Annotated in this window: 16 protein-coding genes, 1 other RNA gene and 3 pseudogenes; 3 read left to right on the top strand and 17 right to left on the bottom strand. The window is 42.7% G+C overall.

Annotated features, from left to right (window positions below):
* Positions 1-24: 24 nt before the first annotated feature.
* From DER53_RS13915 to DER53_RS13930, 4 genes and pseudogenes are all read right to left on the bottom strand, one after another.
* Complete coding sequence (locus tag DER53_RS13915) at positions 25-771, bottom strand: nucleotidyltransferase domain-containing protein (protein WP_062755989.1); 747 nt, start codon at positions 769-771, stop codon at positions 25-27.
* Complete coding sequence (locus DER53_RS13920) at positions 768-4454, bottom strand: dynamin family protein (RefSeq protein WP_062755991.1); 3687 nt, start codon at positions 4452-4454, stop codon at positions 768-770. The genes DER53_RS13915 and DER53_RS13920 overlap by 4 nt, the downstream gene beginning before the upstream one ends.
* 154 nt (positions 4455-4608) lie before the next feature.
* A pseudogene (locus DER53_RS13925) lies at positions 4609-4773 on the bottom strand (solute carrier family 23 protein); the annotation flags it as partial.
* Positions 4770-5297 (bottom strand): annotated as a pseudogene (locus DER53_RS13930) (xanthine phosphoribosyltransferase); the annotation flags it as partial. The pseudogenes DER53_RS13925 and DER53_RS13930, both read right to left, overlap by 4 nt.
* A gap of 280 nt (positions 5298-5577) precedes the next feature.
* Here DER53_RS13930 and DER53_RS13935 point away from each other — a divergent pair.
* From DER53_RS13935 to DER53_RS13945, 3 genes are read left to right on the top strand one after another with little or no spacing between them, the layout of a single operon-like run.
* On the top strand, positions 5578-5721 hold the full coding sequence (locus tag DER53_RS13935; protein WP_062755994.1) for a cytochrome c oxidase subunit 2A: 144 nt from the start codon (positions 5578-5580) through the stop codon (positions 5719-5721).
* A 22-nt stretch (positions 5722-5743) separates the two neighbouring features.
* Positions 5744-6217, top strand: a complete 474-nt coding sequence (locus tag DER53_RS13940; RefSeq protein ID WP_062755996.1) for a cytochrome c oxidase subunit II — start codon at positions 5744-5746, stop codon at positions 6215-6217.
* Positions 6214-7863, top strand: coding sequence for a b(o/a)3-type cytochrome-c oxidase subunit 1 (locus tag DER53_RS13945; RefSeq protein WP_062755997.1), 1650 nt, complete (start codon positions 6214-6216; stop codon positions 7861-7863). The genes DER53_RS13940 and DER53_RS13945 overlap by 4 nt, the downstream gene beginning before the upstream one ends.
* 40 nt (positions 7864-7903) lie before the next feature.
* Here DER53_RS13945 and DER53_RS13950 read toward each other — a convergent pair whose 3' ends face one another.
* From DER53_RS13950 to DER53_RS14010, 13 genes and pseudogenes are all read right to left on the bottom strand, one after another.
* Positions 7904-9406: a carboxypeptidase M32 gene (locus DER53_RS13950; RefSeq protein WP_062755999.1), complete on the bottom strand. Its 1503-nt coding sequence runs from the start codon at positions 9404-9406 to the stop codon at positions 7904-7906.
* 92 nt (positions 9407-9498) lie between these two features.
* Positions 9499-11439 carry an ATP-dependent DNA helicase gene (locus tag DER53_RS13955; protein ID WP_062677379.1) on the bottom strand — a complete coding sequence of 647 codons (1941 nt, stop codon included), beginning with the start codon at positions 11437-11439 and terminating at the stop codon, positions 9499-9501.
* A 205-nt stretch (positions 11440-11644) separates the two neighbouring features.
* Positions 11645-11815, bottom strand: coding sequence for a hypothetical protein (locus DER53_RS13960; RefSeq protein ID WP_015864075.1), 171 nt, complete (start codon positions 11813-11815; stop codon positions 11645-11647).
* A gap of 98 nt (positions 11816-11913) precedes the next feature.
* Positions 11914-13068 carry a THUMP domain-containing class I SAM-dependent RNA methyltransferase gene (locus DER53_RS13965; RefSeq protein WP_062756001.1) on the bottom strand — a complete coding sequence of 385 codons (1155 nt, stop codon included), beginning with the start codon at positions 13066-13068 and terminating at the stop codon, positions 11914-11916.
* Positions 13069-13157: 89 nt separating this feature from the next.
* Positions 13158-14874: pseudogene (locus DER53_RS13970) on the bottom strand (putative bifunctional diguanylate cyclase/phosphodiesterase).
* A gap of 153 nt (positions 14875-15027) precedes the next feature.
* Positions 15028-15436: RNase P RNA component class B (gene rnpB / locus DER53_RS13975), an RNA gene on the bottom strand.
* 124 nt (positions 15437-15560) lie between these two features.
* On the bottom strand, positions 15561-15857 hold the full coding sequence (gene gpsB / locus DER53_RS13980; RefSeq protein WP_015864078.1) for a cell division regulator GpsB: 297 nt from the start codon (positions 15855-15857) through the stop codon (positions 15561-15563).
* 43 nt (positions 15858-15900) lie between these two features.
* A complete protein-coding gene (locus tag DER53_RS13985; RefSeq protein ID WP_062756004.1) occupies positions 15901-16467 on the bottom strand; it encodes an SLOG family protein in 567 nt (188 codons plus the stop codon).
* 66 nt (positions 16468-16533) lie between these two features.
* The gene (locus DER53_RS13990; RefSeq protein ID WP_073968024.1) at positions 16534-16767 is read right to left on the bottom strand and encodes a CotD family spore coat protein; all 234 of its coding nucleotides are present in this window, start codon (positions 16765-16767) and stop codon (positions 16534-16536) included.
* 343 nt (positions 16768-17110) lie between these two features.
* Positions 17111-18376, bottom strand: a complete 1266-nt coding sequence (locus DER53_RS13995) for a ribonuclease H-like domain-containing protein (protein ID WP_082805453.1) — start codon at positions 18374-18376, stop codon at positions 17111-17113.
* Positions 18377-18393: 17 nt separating this feature from the next.
* A complete protein-coding gene (locus tag DER53_RS14000; protein ID WP_062756006.1) occupies positions 18394-20652 on the bottom strand; it encodes a DEAD/DEAH box helicase in 2259 nt (752 codons plus the stop codon).
* A gap of 118 nt (positions 20653-20770) precedes the next feature.
* Entirely contained in the window at positions 20771-21541 is a 771-nt protein-coding gene (locus DER53_RS14005; protein ID WP_062756008.1) for an IclR family transcriptional regulator, read from the bottom strand.
* A gap of 266 nt (positions 21542-21807) precedes the next feature.
* Positions 21808-23016, bottom strand: a complete 1209-nt coding sequence (locus DER53_RS14010) for an NAD(P)-dependent malic enzyme (protein ID WP_062756010.1) — start codon at positions 23014-23016, stop codon at positions 21808-21810.
* Positions 23017-23175 lie beyond the last annotated feature (159 nt).

Genomic DNA, 23175 nt, shown 5'->3' on the forward strand with positions numbered 1-23175 from the left:
AGACTCCCATGGTGCAACTCAAGTTCAAACTCCTAAAAGCTCCCATACGAATTCATCGAGCAAACGAACGTCGACCGTTTTTTTGTCTGGAAGCCGCTTAAGCGCCGACCGTTCCATATCGATGACGGATAATATTTTTGCAGGTAATGCGAAAGAAAAATCCATCCGCTTTTCCGCTTTCGCTTGCCGCAACAATCGAATAAGCTCCATGATCGATTCATCCCCATCCGCCAGTTGAAAAAGCGAAAGCGGAGGAAACGCATGATACCGCATGATCCAATGTAAAGCCAATGCCCCGCGCAATGTTTGCACAAACGTCTTGATATACACTTTGCTTCCTATTTCCTTTTTTCTAAGCAAATTGGCATTTTTCACTGTCAACGAATGATAGTGATAAGCCAGACTTTGCAATGAATAATACTGTCGGATCATCTCATTCATTTTTGTATAAAAATCATCGTCTTTTGCATAAATGATCGGGGAAGAAAACCATTCATAAAGCGACGGATTCGATTTTTGAAAAAGCTGCAGCGCTTTAAAAACGTCCCAGCTATGCCATTCGATGGGCGGAGTCGAATCACTCCACGTCTCCGACCATTCGGAAACGGTTAAATACGACCGAATTGGTTTGATCGTAATAAGCCGGACGTCATAGTCGCTTTCTTTCGTATCTATCCCGTATGCCCGGCTTCCCGCCTCACACGCGTATAACACGCGAACGGATTGCTGTTTCTCGATCTTCGTTAATTCATGTTGAATGAAATCCCTCATTCTTGTTCCTCCAATAAACCCGCCAGCTGCCGCGCACATTCGCGCAGTTGTTCGACATCGACTTCGGCCCGTAGTGTCGCCTGCAGTCCAGAAAAATAGTCATCGACTTGACTTGCAAGAAAAGCGATAAACTCTTTAATCGCCATTTCATATTGCTCTTTATAAAACTGAAACATACGCTGTTCTTGTCGAGCGGCATAATCGTCGATTGGCTGCTGTATTTGTTTTTCTATTTCTTCTTTCATATAGCGCTTTTCATCCCGTTCAAAAAACGATTTTGCGTTTTTATACATCGACAGTGCTTTAGAAAATCTTGCTTCATCGATTTGCTCGAAACCGAGCGGAAATTCTGGAGTGGAAAACGAAATCGTTTCTAAAGAAGAAAGAGGCACTCCTTTATGAATCCGTTCGATTTTGTTGCATAGATCCATAAATTGTTCATGAAGACGCTCCTTTAAAAATCGCTCGACTCTTAAGCTTGTTGCACGCATTTCTTGCGACAAGTCAAATCCAACAGAATGCAGCAATTCTTCTAAACACGCCCGAAGTGCTTGGCGAATATCACGGCCGTCGTCGCGCAGTGAAGCCGGATTGAACGATTCTTTAAACCAATCGTTGAAACGGAATGATACGCGCTGTTTTACATAATAAACAAGCTCGGCGATTTCTTGTTTCATCGCATGTATATCATGGTCGATGGAGACAGAGTCAAGCAGCTTGTGAATCGCTGTTTGCTCTTGCGAAAGCGCGCGTTGTTTTGCGGCTTTTTCCTCATTGCTTTGCTGTGCGGCATCAATATAGTCAAGAAGCGTCTTTTGTGCGCGCTTCATTTCGGCATATGCGCCTCTAACCGCTACTTCCGTCAACTCTTCCGTAATAAATCGAGTAAAATCTTCTTCAAACGGCCGAATTCCCGATTCCGTTAAGAAACCGTATCCTCCATCTGCTTTTTTGCCTGTTTTTTCATCAAGGGCGAAACGGCTGGAAAGTGCGTAAAGGCGCGGAAAACGAATACCAAATTGAGCAAGCTGTTCTTCCACATACGCCAATACTGCGTTGAGTTCCTCTCTTGAATGAGCCAAATCCGCGGCATTGACGATAAAAAACATTTTATCCATCGCAAACGTATCTTTGACGCGTCCAAGTTGGATTAAAAATTCGCGATCCGCCCTCGAAAACGCATGGTTATAATAGGTGACAAACAAAATCGCGTCGGCGTTTTTAATATATTCGAACGCCACTCCCGTATGACGGGCATTAATGGAATCCGCTCCAGGCGTATCGACAAGCGTAATTCCTTGGCGGGTGAGCTCACAGTCATAATGCAGCTCGACCGATTCGATAAAACAAGCGGTCGTTTCTTCGGCGACATATTGAACAAATTCATCGATCCCGATGCGCAGCTTGCGGCCGAGGTGGTCTTTCATGCGTTCAAAACCGGAAATAACCGATTGAAGAAAAGAATAATGCGGTTTTTCATGCGCACCGGCCTCCTGCAAGTCCGCTATCTTTTCGCACATCGCAAGCGCTTCGTCCCACGTTTCCGCGTTCATATGAAAATAGCGGAGCGAAGCTTGAACGTCTGAAAAAAGCTGCTTGTCGCTTTTGACTTGGACGATCACGGTACCATGCGGATATTCTTCTGTAGGCGGCACAATTTTATTAATCGTCGCTGTCGTTGGATTTGGAGATGACGGCAGCACCTTCTCTCCAATAAGCGCATTAGCAAATGACGACTTCCCAGCGCTGAACGCTCCAAAAAGAGCAACCGTAAATGTGCGATGTTCCAAGCGATCGGCTTTCTCCGTTAATTCGCGGACAAATCGATTCATTCCATTTAATCCAGTGATGATATTTACCGCTTGTCGTATACATTCTGTCGTTTTTTGTATTTTTTGACGCGCGGATTTCCCCTGACTGAGCGCTTGTTCTGGGATGTGCGGACGTTTCTTTTCGTGATCTTGTTTCGAAGGAACCGTCAGCGCTGAAGATTCCAGCTTTCTTATCACAGGCAAAGCGGTCAACTCCGCGAGCCGCTTGTCATCACTATCTTCTAAAACACGATTGGACGAAAGCAAGCAAACAAGTTGTTCATGCACCTGCTTGCGCGTTTTTTGAAGATGGTGAAGCCGTTCGATCCATTCATATTTTTCTGTTTCCGACGCAATTTGATCTTCAAGATGACGGCGTTTTTCTTCTGTTTGCTCTCTCCATTTCGATAATAATCTCTCAAATAACTGCATTGCCGCATTTCGGTATCGCTTTTTTACTTCATAAGCAACATCGTTCGTATAATTCAGAACGGCTTCTCCGGTTGCGCCTGCTCCTTTTTTCACCAGTGCGCTTAAAACGTCCGCTTCCCAATCCACCGTCCATTGCTGACATTGATTTAGCAGGACGGAATCCTCTATATCGTGTTCTTTGAGAAAACGGATCAACAGCTGGCGAACGTGCCACTCGATTTGCGAAACCGCTTTTTCTTTTACGTTTTCATAAAACGCACGCAACCGGTTTGCCCGTTCTTGTTCGGTTTTTCCTTTCGTAAATAAAAAACCGACTTTGAAATCCGGCTGCATGGATTGTAAATACGCTTTCGCAAGTTCCCGCGTTTCAAACGGCATGATATAAGCATTCTCCAAAATATGATCTAACTCTTTGCGAAATTCTGTTTCCAAGTTCATATGGGCTGCTTCCAGCTGCTCGAGTTCCTCTTGCATCCGGTTAAGGCGCTTTCGTATTTGTTCTTCTTCCGTTTCATCACTTAAAAGTGCAGCAAGGCGAGCTCGGATCGCTTCTTCTTCCTCCGCATCTTTCTCCTCAAGCCAGCGAACGTGTTCGTCAATAAGCCGCTTCAACGCAACCTCCACACCGTAGAAAAGACGTTCGTCTTTTTCACGGAAAAGCTTCTGAAAACACTCGACTAGCTCGTTCCATTCGTTACGCGGATTATCCGGTGCTTTCAAAGAGGTAAAAAATATGCGTTCTGCCTTTACGCCCCAATTTCGAAACGCTTCCTCGACGGACTGGCGAAATTCATGAAACGACAGCTCATTGTCACGATGTTTATCGATTTGATTAATAATGAGATATAACGTTTTTCCGTAGTTTGTCAATTCTTTCGTAAATTGAAAATTTAATTCCGCTTGCACATGGTTGTAATCCATCATATAAAACACCACATCGGCTAAGTGAAGCGCCGATTCGGTCGCAAGCCGATGCGCATCATCGGTGGAATCGATTCCCGGCGTATCCATCATTACAATTCCGTTTGGAATGCGCGATGTTTGCCGGCTTACTTCGATTAATTCAATCGCATCTCCATCTTTACATTGAGCGCGAATAAGCTCAAGATGATATGGCGGTTTGTACTCCACCGGCGGTTCATGCTTGTAAAACACCCGCACGTATTCTTGTCCTGATTTCACTTTCACAAGATTGGCGCTTGTCGGAATCGGACTAGATGGCAATAACGGTTCGCCAAGAAGAGCGTTAATCATGCTCGATTTTCCTGCGGAAAAATGACCGCAAAAGGCGATGGCAAATTGTTCGTTCGCCGTTTTTTCAAGCAGCTGCTTCGCTTTTTTGGCATTTGTCTCATCGCCATGAGCAACAAACGCATCGTATACATCGATGATTCTTTTGAGCCATGTCGTTAACGATGTTTGTTGAGTAACTGGTCCCATGTTCAAACCCCTCGCCTTAATATCATATACAATCATTTTACTGTATTTACGCACTTTTCCCAATACAAAAAATATAAAAATCCCGTCATCTATTTGACGGGACGAAACGGCAAAAAGCGCGGACGCTTGCCGGCAGCTCAGCAAATAAGTTAGGGACCGTCGCAATTCCACACGTAAACAAGTCAATCGCGACTAAATAAGTTAACTGCTCTGGCGTCAGCTGCAACGCTCCGCCGACTATAAGCGGAACGATGATCGCTCCTGCATACATTGCCAACACATGTTGAATCCCTAGTGAAGCTAATTGGATTGGTTTCATTGGCACATCACCTCTTCAGCAAATTGGACCGTTCCGTCTTGCATGGATGCAACGCGCGCCAGCGACACAACGCGAAATCCGCGTGATCGAAGCAACTGCCCGCCGTCTTGGAACGCTTTTTCAATGACAATGCCGATTCCGGCAACATTGGCTTTCGCCTGCGCGACGATATCTGTCAAACCTAAGGCCGCTTGACCGTTTGCTAAAAAATCATCAATGATCAAAACACGATCTTGATGATGGAGAAACGATTGGGAAACGAAAATTTCCGTTTCTTCTCGTTTGGTAAATGAATACACTTTCGCCGTATACAAATTTTCGGAAAGCGTAACCGGTTTTCGTTTACGCGCCACTAACAACGGGACACCTAATTCATACGCTGTCATCAATGCTGGGCTAATTCCTGATGATTCAAGTGTCAACACCTTTGTAACCCCTTCATGACAAAACGCATTCGCAAACGTTTCACCAATCTTTTTCATCAGTTGCGGATCTACTTGATGATTTAAAAATCGATCTACTTTGTTACCAGGGGAAAAACGATCTCGCCGTCTATCAAAAAATGATTTTCATATGGCAAGGGAACATATCGGAAACTACATCTGATAGGCCGATGTTCACAATATGTTCACATTTCCTCCCTGCCATATGTGAGAAAAATCACTGTTATATCAATTTTTTAAGGTTATTATAGTGTTAAAGTAAGAAATGAACAATTTGTGAACTAGTAAAATACACCTACCATTTTCCAAATGATTTTGTATGATGAAGTTGGGATGATTTTTTGGGAGGAGGTATAGAACGATGGCGAAAACAGAATTACAACAAACCAAAACAAAAGAGCAAGAACCACCTTTAAAAGGCACGCTCGCTTCCGTGTTTTTGCTCGGGTTTTTCATCATTCTCTCATGGGTTAGCGTCTATTTGTTATACTTGCATCGCTTATAAGCTATAAGAGAGGGGATATAGCATGCATATGCACAAATACGAAAAAATTTGGCTTGTGTTCGGAATCGGCGTTCTCTTCGCTTTTTTGGTCATCGTCGGTGTAAGCGCCTTCGCTGAAGGCCAACAGCCGCCAAGCTGTTTGACGACGATCGATCCTGAGAAGGTAGATCAAACGCCGCCATTTGACAAACCTGGATTAGTCAAAACCGGGGATAATGAGTATCAACTTAATATTGTCGTACATGCATTTGCGTTTACACCAAACCAAATTGAAATTCCTAAAGGGGCAAAAGTAACAATTAACGTTACGACAAAAGACGTCATTCATGGTTTTCAAGTACCTGGAACAAACATTAATATGATGGTAGAGCCTGGATATATCAACACACTTACACACACATTTAACAAACCAGGCGAATATACGATCCTTTGCAATGAATATTGCGGTGCTGGTCACCATATGATGACTGGACGAATTAAGGTGGTGGAAAAATGATGGGGGAAATAATGAAAGTAGATCGTCGTGACGCAAAATTAGCTTTAGCGCATATTTATGTCGCGTTTACCGCCCTTGCTTTAGGAGGATTGGCTGGATTATTACAAACGCTGGTGCGCTCCGGAAAATTTAATTTACCAGCAGGCATCAGCTATTATACGATTTTAACGACACACGGTACATTGCTTGGCCTCGTATTAACGACATTCTTTATTATCGGATTTCAATTCGCCGCAATAAGCCGCACGGCCGGAACGTTATCTGATCGCGTCCGCTTTTGGGCTTGGGTTGGCTTTTGGACGATGACGATCGGCACATCGACGACAGTATTTTACATTTTAACCGGTCAGGCTTCAGTCCTCTACACATTCTATGCGCCATTACAAGCACATGCCGGCTTTTATATTGGTTTAACGCTCTTAGTTGTTGGCAGCTGGATCAGCGGCTTTGCGACCTTTGCCCACTATGCGCGTTGGAAAAAACAGCATCCTGGCCAAGCCAGCCCGCTGCTTACCTTTATGTCGGTAACGAATATGGTTTTATGGCTTGTTAGTACGTTAGGCGTCGCCGCAACCGTTTTGTTTCAATTGCTGCCATGGTCGCTCGGCATCGTTGACAAAGTGGACGTTTTAGTCAGCCGGACATTGTTCTGGTATTTCGGGCATCCGCTTGTTTATTTCTGGTTGCTTCCGGCTTACATGGTTTGGTATGTTGCCATTCCAAAAATCATTGGTGGAAAAATTTTCTCTGATTCTTTAGCACGTTTAGCATTTATCTTGTTCCTATTTCTCTCGATTCCTGTCGGATTCCACCATCAATTGCTTGAACCTGGTATTAAGCCGTTTTGGAAATTCATACAAGTTTTCTTAACACTTATGGTAGTCGTTCCATCGCTAATGACGGCATTTGCGATGTTTGCGACATTTGAAGCATACGGACGCTCAAAAGGCGCAACTGGACTATTTGGTTGGCTTCGCAAACTGCCTTGGGGAGATGCGCGCTTTTTCGCGCCGTTTATCGGAATGGTATTCTTCATTCCTGCCGGCGCCGGTGGAATTATTAATGCTTCCCATCAAATGAACCAAGTCGTCCATAATACGATTTGGGTAACGGGGCACTTCCATTTAACGGTTGCGACAACGGTCGTGCTTACATTCTTCGGTGCCGCATACTGGCTCATTCCGCATTTAAGCGGCCGCGTCATGACAAAAGCGATGAACCGTTTAGCGATTATTCAAACGGTGGTATGGACGATCGGCATGTTGTTTATGTCCGGTTCGATGCATTTTGCCGGATTGCTTGGAGCGCCGCGCCGTTCGGCATTTTCCACTTACGGAAACTCACCGCAAGCGCTTGAGTGGATTCCATATCAAATCGCCCAAGCGGTCGGCGGAACGATTTTATTCATCGGTATTATTTTAGTTCTTGTTATTGTCGTCAACTTAGCATTTTTCGCTCCAAAAGGAGAAACAGAGTTTCCTGTCGCTGAAGCGGCAGAACCGCAAGAACGCGTAGCACTTGCTATGGATAACTGGAAACTATGGATTGGTATTACGGTCGCGCTCATTTTGATCGCTTACACAATCCCGTTTGTCGATATGATTCAAAATGCTCCTCCGGGGTCAAAAGGTTATAAATTATGGTAATACAAAATCCCCCCTCCTCTAAAAAGGAGGGAGGATTTTTTTATAGTTGGTAAATTGCTTTATATTTTTCTTCTAAATAACGGATCAAATAGTCGGCATTCAACGCCTCTCCGGTTGCCTCTTGCAAAATTTCCAGCGGCTTTTTCGTCTTCCCAAATCGATGGATTCTCTCTGTCAGCCACTCACGAATCGGCGTTAATTCCCCTTTTTCGAGCAATTCATCGAAATGCGGCAAATCTTTTAGCATCGCGTGCTTAAACTGCGCCGCATACATATAACCGAGCGCATAAGATGGGAAATATCCAAAGCTTCCTCCGGACCAATGCACGTCTTGCAATACGCCAACCGCGTCATTGTCCGGACGGATGCCGAGATATTCTTTATATTTATCGTTCCAAATCTCCGGCAAATCTTTTACTTCGATCGTTCCATTAAACAATCCTTTTTCGATTTCGTAACGAACAATAATATGTAACGGATAAGTTAATTCATCTGCCTCAATCCGAATAAGTGATGGTTTTACTTCATTAATCGCGCGATAAAACGCATCGAGAGATACGCCAGAAAATTGCTCAGGAGCATATTGCTGCAAGCGCGGATAATTTCGTTTCCAATATGAATAATGACGGGCAATAAAGTTTTCATAAAATAACGACTGCGATTCATGAATTCCCATCGATGTACCTGTGCACAGCGGCGTCCCAATCAATGTTTCTGAAATATGCTGTTCATATAAGGCGTGGCCGCATTCATGAATCGTTCCGAATATAGCGGTGCGAAAATCGCGTTCATCATACCGTGTTGTAATCCGGACATCGTTCGGATTGAGGCCAATCGCAAACGGATGAACCGTTTCATCCAACCGGCCTTTCGCAAAATCATAGCCAAGCTCTCGCAACAGCTCCAGACTAAAAGCGCGCTGTTTTTCCTTTGGAAACCGATGGAATAAAAACGACGTTTCCGGCTGATTTGGAGAGGCGGCGACTTCTTGCACAAGCGGAACGATATGTTCACGCAGCTTCCGAAATACTTCGTCTAACACATCCACCGTCATTCCTGGTTCATATAAATCAAGAAGCGTATTGTACGGATTTCCTTTATATCCCCAATACTCAATAAATCGTTTGTTAAATTCTACTAATTTCTCTAAATATGGACGAAACAGGGCAAAATCAGCCGTTGCCTTTGCTTCTTCCCACACGCTTTCCGCTTTTGATTGCAATACAACATATTCTTTATATTCATCTGCTGGGATTTTTTTGTTTCGCTCGTATTCTTTTTTGCATTCTTCTAACGTATAGCGAGTGACTTCCGAAAGCTGTTCATGTTTTGGCGACAATTTAGCGATAAAGGCGGCCATTTCTTCTGACGTGGACATTTTAAACACTTCTTGCGAAAGAATTCCGATGACTTCTGAACGTTGTTCGACTCCTTTTTTCGGGGCGCCCGTCCGCAAATCCCAATACATTAATTGAATCGCTTCATTATAGCTCATCATTTTTTTTACGTATTGTAAAAACTGCTCTTCTATTTTTTTGATCATCTTGTTTCCCCCTGTATCTTTTGTTGCATGATAATATTTCCATGACCAAAAGCGGATTTCCTCTTTTTTGCGATAAAAAATGAGGAAAGAAATTATTCTTCCCTCACTTTTGTCGGCAATACCTCTTTAATTGCTTCAATAACCTTATCATTCTCATCATTTGTCACAAAAATAGAAACGATGCCGCGGTCTTCGCGTGTGCGGATCAAGCGGCCTACTCCTTGACGAAGCCTTAGCAGCATATACGGCACATCGACACCCCAAAATGGATCATCATATGCCTTTCGCTTCGCCTGAAATACCGGATCATTCGGAGGATACGGTAGCGACCAAATAATGACGTTCGATAGTGATGGCCCTGGAATATCCAATCCTTCCCATAAATGTTCTGAGCATAATATCGTTTCTTCATTTGCTTGGAATGTCGCAACAAGCTCACTAATTTCCTGATCTCCTTCAAACAAAAAGGCAAATTGCTTCTCGCCGCTTGCTTGCTCTTTAAATTGCAGCAACTCTTGTCTTGACGGGAACAGAATAAGCGCTCGTCCTTCTGTTTCGCGAATTTTACGCAACGCATATTCATATTTTTGTGAAAATAAGTTTTCATCATTGGTAAACGTCGGCATAAAAATCGTCATTTGGTTATCGTAATCAAATGGCGATTCTACACTAAACGATAAATACTCATCAATTCCAAGACTTTCTGCAATATATTGAAATGATTTGCGGTTTGATAGTGTGGCAGAGGAAAAAATAAACGGAATACGCTTATTAAATACTTTTTCCCGCAATACTTCCTGCACAGTGCGCGGCATAACGACAAGAGTAGTTTCTTGACGTGATGACTCCACCCACGTAATGGCGTCGGCATTATTCATAAATAAATCAAGCGAATATTCAAGTTGGTCTAAATATTCATCCACAATATTCAATTGATAATGGTCAATCGTATATGTTTCGCTTTCAAACACAAGCTCATTGCCGATGTCGACAATTTTGGCATGCAATTGTTTGGCAAGGCGAAGCAGTTTTTCCGAAAACGTAATTTCTTGACGGTTAGAACCGGCTACTTCTTTTGAACAAGATTTCAACTCGTCAAAAAACCGCACGCTTATTTGCAGCGTTTCTTCGATCAAATAAGCAAGCTCTTCGCGGATATCATTTTCTAACAGCCGTGTGAGCAGGTTTTCTAACGTTGTTTCTTTCATCCGATAGGTTAACGCTTTTTGTGCGGCAAACTCTAGCAAATGCCCTTCGTCAAATACAACACAGCTTGCTTCCGGCAAAAGCGGGAGCTGCCCTTCGCGTTTGCGCGCTTCATATGTCCAAACATGTTCCATATAAAAGTCGTGTGAACAGACGATTAAATCAGCCGCTTTCCGGTAATATTCCCGCGATAATGTTTGGCCGCAGCGATGGCGTTTTTCACATGTAAAACAGTCTTGGAACGGATCCCACGCGATTTTTTTCCATTGTTCATCGCTTAAATGGGCGTATTCTTTGCGATCTCCATAATGATAGAATGCTTGCAGCGGCTTATTATCGTGAACGAACGCAGGGAGCTCGTCATAAATTTGTTCGTAAAGCTCGATGTCTTTATCATCATACATCACTACTTCATCCAGTTTATTCAAACATAAATATTGATCTGGTGATTTCGCTAAGCGTACGTCAATATGTAAACCTAGCACCTTCGATAATTTCGCTATATCCCCTTCTTTCTTCACTAGCTGCTCAATGAGCGTTTCATCGGCACAGGCAATAATGGCGGGCTTCCCTGTATAACGGGCGTAGCAAATTGCATACAACAAATATACGATCGTTTTTCCGGTACCGACCCCCGCTTCGGCAAACATCACCTTTTTCTCTCTAAACGCGCGTTCTAGCTGAAACGCCATATATATTTGTTCATCCCGCAGCTCAAACCCTGCTTCTGGCAAAATGTCGTAAAAGACATCGCCAATCCATTCCCCTAGTTTATCAAAGAAATTTTCGTTTTTTTCTAATGTAAAAGGATAGCGCTCACGGCTCATCGTCGAAAAACCCTCCAAAAATATAATAAGACTTTCACGCCTGTCCAAATCCATTCAACAAACGTTAGCGCGCAATGCTTTTACTGCTGCGCGCTGTCTATCATCTGACAAATCATTTGTAAAAAGTCTAACAAGATATTATTATGATTCATCGTACAGCAGAAGTCAATAATGAGCAATGAGCCGAGCGCAAACTTTTATTGCTTTATGCTTTCATCGAACTAGATATGCGGTATGTAAAAGCCTGCTTCCACATATTTTTCGCCATTTCGATTTGTTTTAAATGCTCATCTTCAATGTTTTGTTGTACTAATAATTCATACGTATTATCGAGCGCTTCTGAAATTTTCATCCAATCAATGGAAGAATGTCTCATTGTATATCACCTTCCTGCTAAAATAGTTCATCATAATATCCATATTATATGCAGAAAGGGATGTTCCCATTCGTTGCAAGCATAGCAACATGAGAAGCTTATTTTCGTTCGGCAATATCTTTTTCTTTCGGCGGACGCGGACCCCAGTATTGGTAATAATGTGTTTCGATAAAGCCGTTGAATAATTTGCGGCGCTTCGTCGCTTTTTTTCCATAATGTTTTTCAAATTCTTTATGCGCCGTCAAAATATAAATGGACCACGTATCTAAGGCAGAGAACGTTTTGCCCATGTCCCGATACATTGCTTCTACTTCTCTACGCTCGCCAAGCCGTTCGCCATACGGGGGATTGCCGACGATCACGCCATATTCTTTGCGTGTGCGAAAATCTTTTACTTGCATTTGCTTAAATGACACTAAATCGGCAAATCCGGCTTCCAGTGCGTTTGTTTTTGCGATTTCCACCATGCGATGGTCAATGTCAAATCCGAAAATATCGAGAGGCTGGTCATAGTTGGCCAAATCTTCTGCTTCCTCCCGTGCTCGCTCCCATGTTTTTTCACCAATCCAGTCCCATTGTTCAGAGACAAAGTCACGATTAAATCCTGGCGCAATATTTTGGCCAATCAGCGCCGCCTCGATCGGAATCGTTCCCGATCCGCAAAACGGGTCGACAAATGGCCGGTCCGGCGTCCAATTCGTCAGCTGCACGAGCGCGGCTGCTAATGTTTCCTTTAATGGAGCTTCCCCTTGGAGGGTGCGATAACCGCGTTTATGCAGCCCTGCTCCGCTTGTGTCAATGGTTAATGTGGCAATATCTTTATGCAAGGCTACTTCAATGCGATAAAGCGGTCCGGTTTCTTCAAACCATGAAACACGGTAATGTTTTTTTAAACTTTCCACCACCGCTTTTTTCACAATCGCCTGGCAATCGGAAACACTAAAAAGCTTTGACTTTACTGATTTTCCGATGACAGGAAAATTCGCATTCACCGGCAAATAATCCGCCCATGGCAACGCTTTTGTTTGCTCAAACAGCTCCTCAAACGTTGTCGCTTTAAATTCTCCGACTTTCAATTTCACGCGATCTGCGGTGCGCAACCATAAATTAGCGCGGCAAATCGCCAGCTCATCAGCGGTAAACGTCACTTTTCCATTTTCCACTTGACACTCATAACCGAGACGACGCACTTCATCGGCGACGATCGATTCCACTCCCATCGCCGCCGTAGCGATTAACGTAATCGAACCCATTTTTGTCCTCCTATTTTTATGTTATAAAACCTCAAACTCTCGCAGTTGTATGTAACCATCCGAATAAAACACTAGCAAGCACGGCGCTTTTAATCATAAAGATGGTTCCACATATCTAAAAACTCATATAATTCGCTAATTGATAGCGGCTTAGATACATAATATCCTTGTACAAAATCACAAGATTGCTTTTCCAGTATTTGATACTGTTTCTTCGTTTCCACTCCCTCAGCCACCACTCGAATCTGAAGGCTGTGCGCCATCATAATGATCGCATTAACAATTGCCGATTCTTCTCGATACCGAGATAATTGTTTGATAAAACTTCGATCGATTTTCAATATATCGATCGGAAAACGATGCAAATAACTTAACGAAGAGAATCCCGTTCCAAAATCATCAATCGCAATGCTTATTCCCATTGTTTTTAACATGGTGAGTCTTTCTACAGACTTTTCAGCGTGAGGCATGACGGCGCTTTCTGTCAATTCCAGCTCGATCGAACGCGGATTCACGTTTACCGATTCGATCGTTTTTTTGCAATTTTTCTATAAAATCAATTTGTTGAAAATAAATAGGAGAAATATTTATGCTCATTTTTATATAAGGAAAACGTAACTGTAATTGTTTCAAATGTTCACAGGCTTGCATCATAATCCAATCACTAATCGGTGTAATTAAACCCGATTCTTCGGCAAGCGGAATAAACATTCCTGGAGAAATAAATCCTTTTTCTGGATGGTTCCATCGAATCAGCGCTTCTACCGCACGAATTTGTTTCGTTTTTACATCTAATTGCGGCTGATAATAAAGTTCAAATTCTCCCCTTTCAAGCGCCTTCCTCAACGCGGTTTCAAGTTGAAACAACTGTTTGCCGTTATGATGCTGCATTCCGTCATGATACAAAACATATTGATTTCTTCCATTCTTTTTTGCTTGGTACATCGCGCGATCCGCCATGCGTATTAACGTTTCTTTGTCTGTTCCGTCAAATGGATAAACACTGATTCCGATGCTAGTCGATATATACATTTCTTGATGGTTAACATAAAATGGCCTTTTCAATGATTCCACAATTTTTTCCGCCATATATGCTGCTTCGCGAATATGTTTTAAATTTGGTAAAATAATGACGAATTCATCACCGCCAAACCTCGCGATCGTATCTTGTTTTCGCAACATTCTTTTCAGACGTTGCGCCGTTTCTTTCAATAACATATCTCCCACACGGTGGCCTAACGTATCATTAATGTTTTTGAAGCGATCTAAATCTAGAAATAATAAAGCAAATGACTGATTATGTTTTTTGGACATTCGAATAATACTTTCTAATCGTTTTTCAAGCAAGTACCGATTCGGCACGTTTGTTAATGTATCATAAAGCGCTAGTCTCGTTAATTGCTCGACATTTCGTTTATGTTCTGTAATGTCAGAAAAAATCGCCACATAATTTGTCACATTTCCCTTTTGATCCTTTACCACACTAATAGTTAACCATTCAAGATACAATTCCCCATCTTTTCGCTTATTCCATATTTCCCCTTTCCATACTCCATGTTGTTTTATATCATTCCACATTTTTTTGTAAAATTGTTTATCATGCATTCCAGATTGCAAAATGCGCGGATTCTTACCAATTACTTCTTCCGCGCTGTATCCGGTGACAATTTCAAATGCCGGGTTGACGAATAAAATTCTATTTTGCGCATCAGTAACAATAATGCTTTCATTAGAATATTGGAAAATATTTTTTGCGATCTCAATAAATGTATGTATATCTATTGACTTTTGATCATAATCATACACTTACATCCCTCTTCCTTCCCTTAAATCACTACCCATCTATTATAAAAAATATTCATACTGTGACTATAGTTATTTTTTAAGCAATGAAAAAGCTCTCCTTCATGCAGGAGAGCTTTTTCATTATACCATATACCATCTCCGACGTTAATAATGTTCTGTAAGCCATGTTCTGTACCTTCGTACTGCAAACGGCTTGTCGCCTCGTACTCCGGCGGTAATCATCTATCTACAGATGGAAAAAACTCCATCTGTCCTTCCCTCCGTTCATTTCCTTCGGGAAGGCGCCCCTACCATAATTTGGGTTTCTCGCTCGTGGGGTTTACCGCGTTCCACCTCTAAGGTTTCCCTTAGAGCTGCGTCACTGTGGCACTTTCAGGGTAATCGAACCATATCCCAAGAGAGGCCTTGGGACTTAGGTTCTTTCCCCGCCGTCAGCCCAGCATTACGCCAGACTGCCCTAGCTTATGGTTTCGCTAGGCACGAACACTACGGGCATCTCAGCACCGTGCGAGCATGGACTTTCCTCTACGGCAATGAATTGCCGCAGCGATTACCCGAACATTATTAACGTCGTTTGCACATTGTAGTATAGTTCATTTTTCATGTTATTTCAATAGGAAAATTTTCGAACTATATGTACTTTTACCATGCAGCACATGATCTTTTCCATTTGTCCAACAAAAAAATTAATCGTATAATTTATTGCCAAATACATGTTTTTCTAAATTAGATAACCGTTGCAAAATATCATAGTTTGTTGTTCCCGCTTGCGCAGATGGCCGTTTTTGCAGCTCTTCTATTTGCCGTTTCAGACGAGCGTTCTCTTGCTGGAGCTGCTCAATTTCCTGTTGGAACGTTTCATAATCTTTAATAATCATGTCCAAAAACTGATCGACTTCGTCTTGATTGTACCCCCGCATACTTACTTTAAATTCTTTTTCTAAAATTTCTTTTGGCGTTAATTTAATACGACCGGCTAACATCTTTTTCACCTCAATTCCACATTCCGCTATTATCTTTATTTTTTCAGAAATCAAATCGATTGTCAATTTGCGTTTCATTGATCTGCGCTTCTTCTATAATAGCTTGTAAATCGGAAAACGTAATGGGAAAAATGGCGTAATTTTCTTTTCGTTTCGCAACTTCTAACATATATTTCGGTGTCCCTTCTTTTTCCTCATCATAGACAATGAGTAAACCGTCGCTTTTTCGGACGATCCATTCATTTTTCCAGCGAAACTGTGCAGGACTTTCGTATGGCCGTTTTGTAATGCTGTCGACAAAATCAGCTTGCGATACAATCCATTCATAATATTCACGATTCATTTCATTCCATCGTTCTTCTTGATTCAAAAACGGCGTAAGAATAGCAACTTGCAACTGAGGATATTCCTCTCGCAGGTCATATGCTGTTTCAGCCGCCCAAAGTTCCACCCCTAATTGTCCGCTAATCACAATCCATTCCAGTCCTTCCTCTAACAGTGAAAGCAACCTTCGACGTATCGCTAATTGAATATAGGAAACAGCTGGATGATTATTAGAAAAAATATTCAGCTCATACGGTTTATATCCTGTGATCGCAAGCACTCTCATTGTTTTTATACTCCTTCTCTTTGCTAAAAAACAGGAACCGCCATGGCGGCTCCTGTTTCATTGGGATTAACATCCCCATGGGAACGGAGCAGGACCAGGAAAATTGCAATGTTGGTTGGCTACTTGGTTGACAACCGACTCCGTATGTGGGAAATAATGCTGATGTTGGAAAAGATGATGGTTGACATGTGTCGTATGTGATGGATGAATGTGTGGTACGATTGTTGCTTGGAAATGATGTTGTACACAACATCTTGGTGGATGAACAATCGGTGCCAATACATGTGGTCCGCAATGCATATCCATTCTCCTTTCTTTTCATAAGCTTATGTTTTACAATATCAGCCTATGATGAAAGGAGCGGACATGTACTAGTATAGACACCCATTTTTCCATATTCGTCTGTAACGGACAGCCAAATTACGTTAAGTTTCTAAACACAACAAACGTTAAACATATCACGAGAAAAAACAAGTAAAAAATTTTTTTGTACATGCTCCGCATCGTTTTCTCCCCGCCATTTCGTTTGTTTTTATCTATCCCGAAGCAATTGTACATATTTTTTGTTTTTTCTACAAGATTCGAAATGGAAAATCAAATTTTCTTTATTTTCTGTCGCATCCTGCGCTTTCCACGGAAATATTTAATGATTTAATTTCCGCTGAAGCCGTTCTATACGCCTGATCAACTCTAACTCTTGTGTAGTATTCCGCTGTTTATAGGAACGAGATAGTGTTTTCCATCGTTCATATACGTTGATCGCATAGTGATGCGCCATATAGGCATCACGAAAATAATGTTCATACGCTTTTGCCAATTCAACCCCGGCTTTCATCTTCCACGTATCACTGCCATGCTGCCATAATTCTTTCCATATGTCCACTGCTTTTTCGTACCGTTTTTCTTTTTTATATAACAGCGATAGTTGCCATTTGGCCTGCCACGATTCTTTTGTTTCTTTTTCGATCACGCGCTCATACACGTTTTTCGCGGCATTTGTTTCTCCTAACGTCTCGAGCCAACGAGCTGTTTCCAACTGTTCAAATGCATCTTTTAGTTGCGGCGCTTCTAGCAGCTGTTTCGATAAATGAATATAGAGGCAAATTAACGATAAAACATCAAGTTCATTATGGAGAAATACCGGAAAAATTCGATCAGGATGCGGCGCCGATAGAAAGTCCATATACATCATCGGCGCCAAAAAACCGGGAACATCTTCTTCTCGCTCAATTTGCAATATCTCTTTTTCGACATTGGAAAGGCGAACAGACTCAAGCTTTTGTTTCCACATTCTCCTTGATGCGTGATATAAATCGAAATGGCCAAACCCCGGCAGTTTCGGGACAGCATCACGAATCAGCGTATGGCGCGTCTTGACTTTCGGCCAATCGAATGCTTTTCCGTTATACGTAACAAGCGTTGTATAGTCGACTTCCGATAAAAAACTTTGATACAATGCCACTTCCGCTCCCGGGTGCGGCAAAAAATGCTGGCGGACAACAACCCGATCTTCATATACGCGGGCATGGCCAAGCAAAAAAATGACATGTCCCGTTCCGCCGCTAAGCCCGGTCGTCTCCGTATCAAAGAAAAATAAATCGCTCGCTTCATGCCCTTTGCTCGAAAGCGGATGTGTAAAAGAAGCGTCTTGCCAACGGGCATGAATATGATGAAACTCTCCAAGTCGATATCGTCCATGCTGATAATCTAACGGATATACTACTTCGCGAATCAAACAATAATCCCCATCAAAAAAGAACGGCTGCACATGTTTTTTCTGCCATTCATCAAGAAATGGAACCTCTTTCTCTTGTTGCTCTTCAAAGAGCACACCGGGCCGTTCTTCCTGAACGGAAGCCCGGGATGCAAGTTGTTCCTTCCATCTTGCTAATTTCTGCTTCATTGACATGGTGTTCATCCCTTCATTTACTTGCTTAGAAGCTTGTGCAAAAATGAGATTACGTTTTTTTTCACGGAATGATTGCTTGCCTCGATCACCCCAATGCAAGAAGGGCAGCCATTTTCACACGGGCAGCGTTCAAGTAAATGTTTCACTTCTCCCATGATTTCATCATACCGCTCAAAAACCGCTTCCGATAAGCCGATGCCGCCTGGATAACGGTCGTATAAAAAAATCGTCGGCATTCCGGAATGAGGTGCTTTCATTTGTGGTACGACGTGAATATCGGTGCGGTCGCACATGACAAACATCGGTACGAGGTGACGAAGCACATTTGAAATGCCAACGAGCGCTTGTTCGAGCATAGGCGCGTCCATTTTCGATAGTTCTTCTCCTAATTCGATCCATGTTGCCGTCGTATGTAGTTCTTCTTCCGGCAAATGGATCGGCCCTGAGCCAATGTTTTCAAATGTGGATAATTTAATTTTTTTAAAGATGGTAGCCTTCGCGCGAACAGAAACATCGCCGTAATGCAGACTCAGCAGCTGTCTTTGCTCGTTGCGGTCTTCTTCTAATACATGAAGCTGTACAGCTAAATTCGCATCCGTAAAATATTCTACGTTCACTTCCCGAACATATGCCTTTTTTTCTTCCCAATCAAGCTTTTCCACTTGATATTGCACACCTTCATGAAGATAGATCGCCTCTTCGTGCAATAACGTCATTGCACTAAATCGATCCATCTCGCCGATGACGCGATGGTTGCCAGTTTTCGAAATATCGATAATGACGACATTCTCTTGGGATGCAGAACGCAAGCTAATATCATGCGCCGGAAACGCATCGCTCATCCAATACCATTTGCCTGCACGGTAATGCAATACTTTTTGTTCTGTTAAAAACTCAAGCACTTCTTCCACTTCGAGGTCGCCAAACTTTTCCCCTTGACGGAAAGGAAGTTCATATGCAGCGCATTTGAGATGATCGACAAGAATCAGCATGTTGTCTGGGTTGATGCGCGCCGTTTCCGGAGAACGGCCAAAGAAATACTCCGGATGCTGCACAATGTACTGGTCAATCGGACTAGAGCTCGCTACCATAATGACAAGGGAATCGCCGTGACGTCTGCCAGCTCTTCCTGCCTGCTGCCATGTGCTTGCGACCGTGCCGGGATATCCTGTCATGATACATACTTGCAGCTGGCCAATATCGACGCCAAGTTCAAGCGCGTTCGTGCTAACAACCCCGATAATTTCCCCGCTCCGTAATCCTTTTTCGATTTCCCGTCTTTCTTTTGGCAAATAACCGCCGCGATACCCACGAATCGTTTTGGCACCCAATTGATCTTTAATAAGTTCTTGAAGATGGCTTAAAATCAGCTCGACACGCACACGGCTGCGGGCAAATACAATCGTTTGAAGGCCGTTTTCTAAAAACTGTTTTGCTAGCCGGTTTACTTCGACCGTAGCGCTTTTGCGAATATTAAGAGGTTGATGAACAACCGGAGGATTATAAAAAACAAAATGTTTTCTTCCGCGCGGCGCCCCGTTATTATCAATCAATGTCATTGGCTCCCCTGTCAGGCGTTCGGCTAGTTCTTTCGGATTGGCAATCGTCGCTGATGTGCAAATAAAGATCGGCTTGCTTCCGTAAAACTGACAAATGCGCTTCAATCGGCGGATGACGTTTGCCACGTGGCTTCCAAACACGCCGCGATACGTATGAAGCTCATCGATGACGACATACCGCAAATTTTCGAATAACGCCACCCATTTCGTATGATGCGGCAAAATCGCAGAATGCAGCATATCCGGATTTGTCAAGACAATATGGCCAGCTTTGCGAATTTTTTGGCGAATGCCTGGCGCTGTATCGCCATCATATGTATAACTATGAATCGGAACGCCCATTTCCTCAATGATTTCGTGCAATTCGCTTTTTTGATCTTGCGCGAGCGCTTTTGTCGGAAATAAATAAAGCGCCCGGCTATGTTCATTTTCTGCGATCGCTTGCAGTACAGGTAAATTGTAGCAAAGCGTTTTCCCTGAAGCAGTCGGAGTAACGGCAACAATATTTTTTCCGTTTTGCACCGCTTCATAAGCGGCTGCCTGATGTGTATAAAGAGAAGCGATGCCGCGCTTTTCGAGCGCTGTTCGTAAACGCAAATCAAGATGCTCCGGCATCGGAACGGTGTTCGCTTCTTGTGGTTCGATTTCATGCCAATACACGACATTCGGATCGTTTCGCAATTGTTCTATCAATTCGAATAAGCTTTTTTTCTTCATATCAGCTCACCTCAATGATTTCATCTTTCTATTTTAATAGAAAGAATAGAGATATTGCCAAGAAAAATGACTTTATTCACAATAAAAAAGCTCGGCAGTTTGCTGCCGAGCGATATGTCTATTTTTGTCTATATCCAAGTCTTTCGGATATTTGCCTGCCAATATGCCGAATGCGTTCCTGAAGTTTTTCTATTCGTTCGTCTGTCATGCGAATCGTCGGACCAGAAATACTGACCGCGGCGACAACGCTTCCAGTATAATCAAAAATAGGAACAGCAATACAACGAATTCCGTACTCGTTTTCTTCTAAATCAAGCGCATACCCTTTTTGCTTTACTTTCTCTAGTTCTTTTAGAAGCTCATCCCGGTCCGTAATCGTAAAATCCGTATGTTTTGGCAATCCTTTTCGATCGATGATCTCTAGCACTACATTTAAAGGCAAATGGGCAAGAATAGCTTTTCCAACCCCCGTGCAATGCATCGGCGCCCTTTTTCCTACTTTTGAATGCATCCGCAACGTTTCTGTTCCTTCTAATTTTTCAATATAAATGACTTCTCCTTGATCGTATACGACAAGATGAATGACTTCGTTCGTTTCTTTTTCCAACTCTCGCAAGTACGGTTTTGCTTCTCGCCGCAAATCAATCGATTCGAGCAATTTGGAACTAATATCCAAAAATTTATAGCCAAGTTTATACCGTTCCGTTTCCTTATCTTGTTCGATATACCCATATTGAGCTAGCGTTGACAAAATACGATACACAGAACTTTTATTAATATCCATTTGTTTAGCAATTTCCGTCACGCCTAATCCATCTTTTTCGGAACTAACGATATCGATAATATGTAATGCCCGGCTTACCGATTTCACTAAATTTTCTCTTTCCATCTTGTTCACCTCTAATATTCCTTCATCCATTGTCATTATACACTTATTGCCGGGCATTACCCAATAGTGGATCGGTCGCAAACGGCAGCATATTTAAATGTTTTATCCGCTCCCAGGCCGTCACAAACGGAGTCGAAGCGTTCTAATCAGCGATTTCTCATTTAATCACATCGGCACTGACTGGGCTTGCTGTTAAAATAACATCCCCGGCTTCCATGTCATCTTCTATAACGATTGTATATTGCCTTCTACGGAAATTACTTCTTTCAAATGACGTTATCCTGCTTTATTTCAACAGTTTTTCTTGCAACTCCCGTTCTTATCGCCGCGCGCGCAACCGCGTCTGCCACCGCATCAACAACGCGTTTATCAAATGGATTAGGGATGACATAATCGCTCGTTAATTCTTCTGGACTGATTAAATTGGCAATGGCATCCGCAGCAGCCAGTTTCATTTCTTCATTAATTTCAGAAGCTCTCACTTGCAACGCCCCTTTAAAAACACCCGGAAAGGCAAGGACGTTATTCACTTGGTTTGGAAGATCCGATCTTCCCGTTGCTACAACTGCAGCACCAGCAGCTTTTGCGTCTTCCGGCATAATTTCCGGAACAGGATTGGCCAGCGCAAAAACAATAGGATTGTCGTTCATGGAGCGAACCATTTCCTGCGTTAACGCTCCTGCGACAGAAACCCCAATAAATATATCGGCTCCTTTAATGACCTCTTTTAAAGACCCTTGCACACGGTTTCGATTCGTTACTTTTGCCAGCGATTCTTTTATTTCGTTCATTCCGTGCGGACGATTTTCATAAATAGCCCCTTTTGAATCGCATAAAATGAGATCATCTACTCCCATAGAAAGAAGCAGTTTTGCGACCGCAATTCCGGCAGCACCCGCTCCGTTTACAACCACTTTACAATCGCTCAAACGCTTTTGCGCGACCTTCAATGCATTGGTCAATCCGGCGGCGATTACAATCGCTGTCCCATGCTGATCATCATGAAATACTGGTATAGACAGTTCTTGCTTAAGGCGTTCCTCGATCAAAAAGCAGTTTGGCGCAGCAATGTCCTCCAAATTAATTCCGCCAAACGTCGGCTCTAACAATTTTACCGTTTGAATAATTTGTTCCGGATCATTTGTGTTAATACAAAGTGGCACGGCATCAATGCCGGCAAACGCTTTAAATAAGGCGGCTTTCCCTTCCATAACAGGCATAGATGCTTTTGCTCCAATATTTCCTAATCCTAATACCGCAGATCCATCGGAAACAACCGCCACAAAGTTTCCTTTCATCGTATAATCATAAATCGATTCCGGATTTGCATGAATCGCTTTGCATGGTTCCGCCACTCCTGGAGAATAGATGACACTTAAATCATTGACGTTTTCTACCGAAACTTTAACATCCACACGCAACTTTCCTTTTGCTTGTTGATGAACAAATAGCGATTTTTCCCGAAGGTTCCGCATGTTCTCTACCTAGCTACTAACCCTTTCTTGTCCCACTCCTGCCGCCTTATTGCTGCCTTTCGTGCTGCGACATGTGTAGTAACTAGGGTTTGCACCTCCTTATTTATTTTTTGAATTTTTAGAATAATTTAATGATATTTATGAACAAGGGCATTCATC

The organism is Parageobacillus toebii NBRC 107807, from assembly GCF_003688615.2.
In the GTDB taxonomy this organism is placed as follows: Bacteria; Bacillota; Bacilli; order Bacillales; family Anoxybacillaceae; genus Parageobacillus_B; species Parageobacillus_B toebii.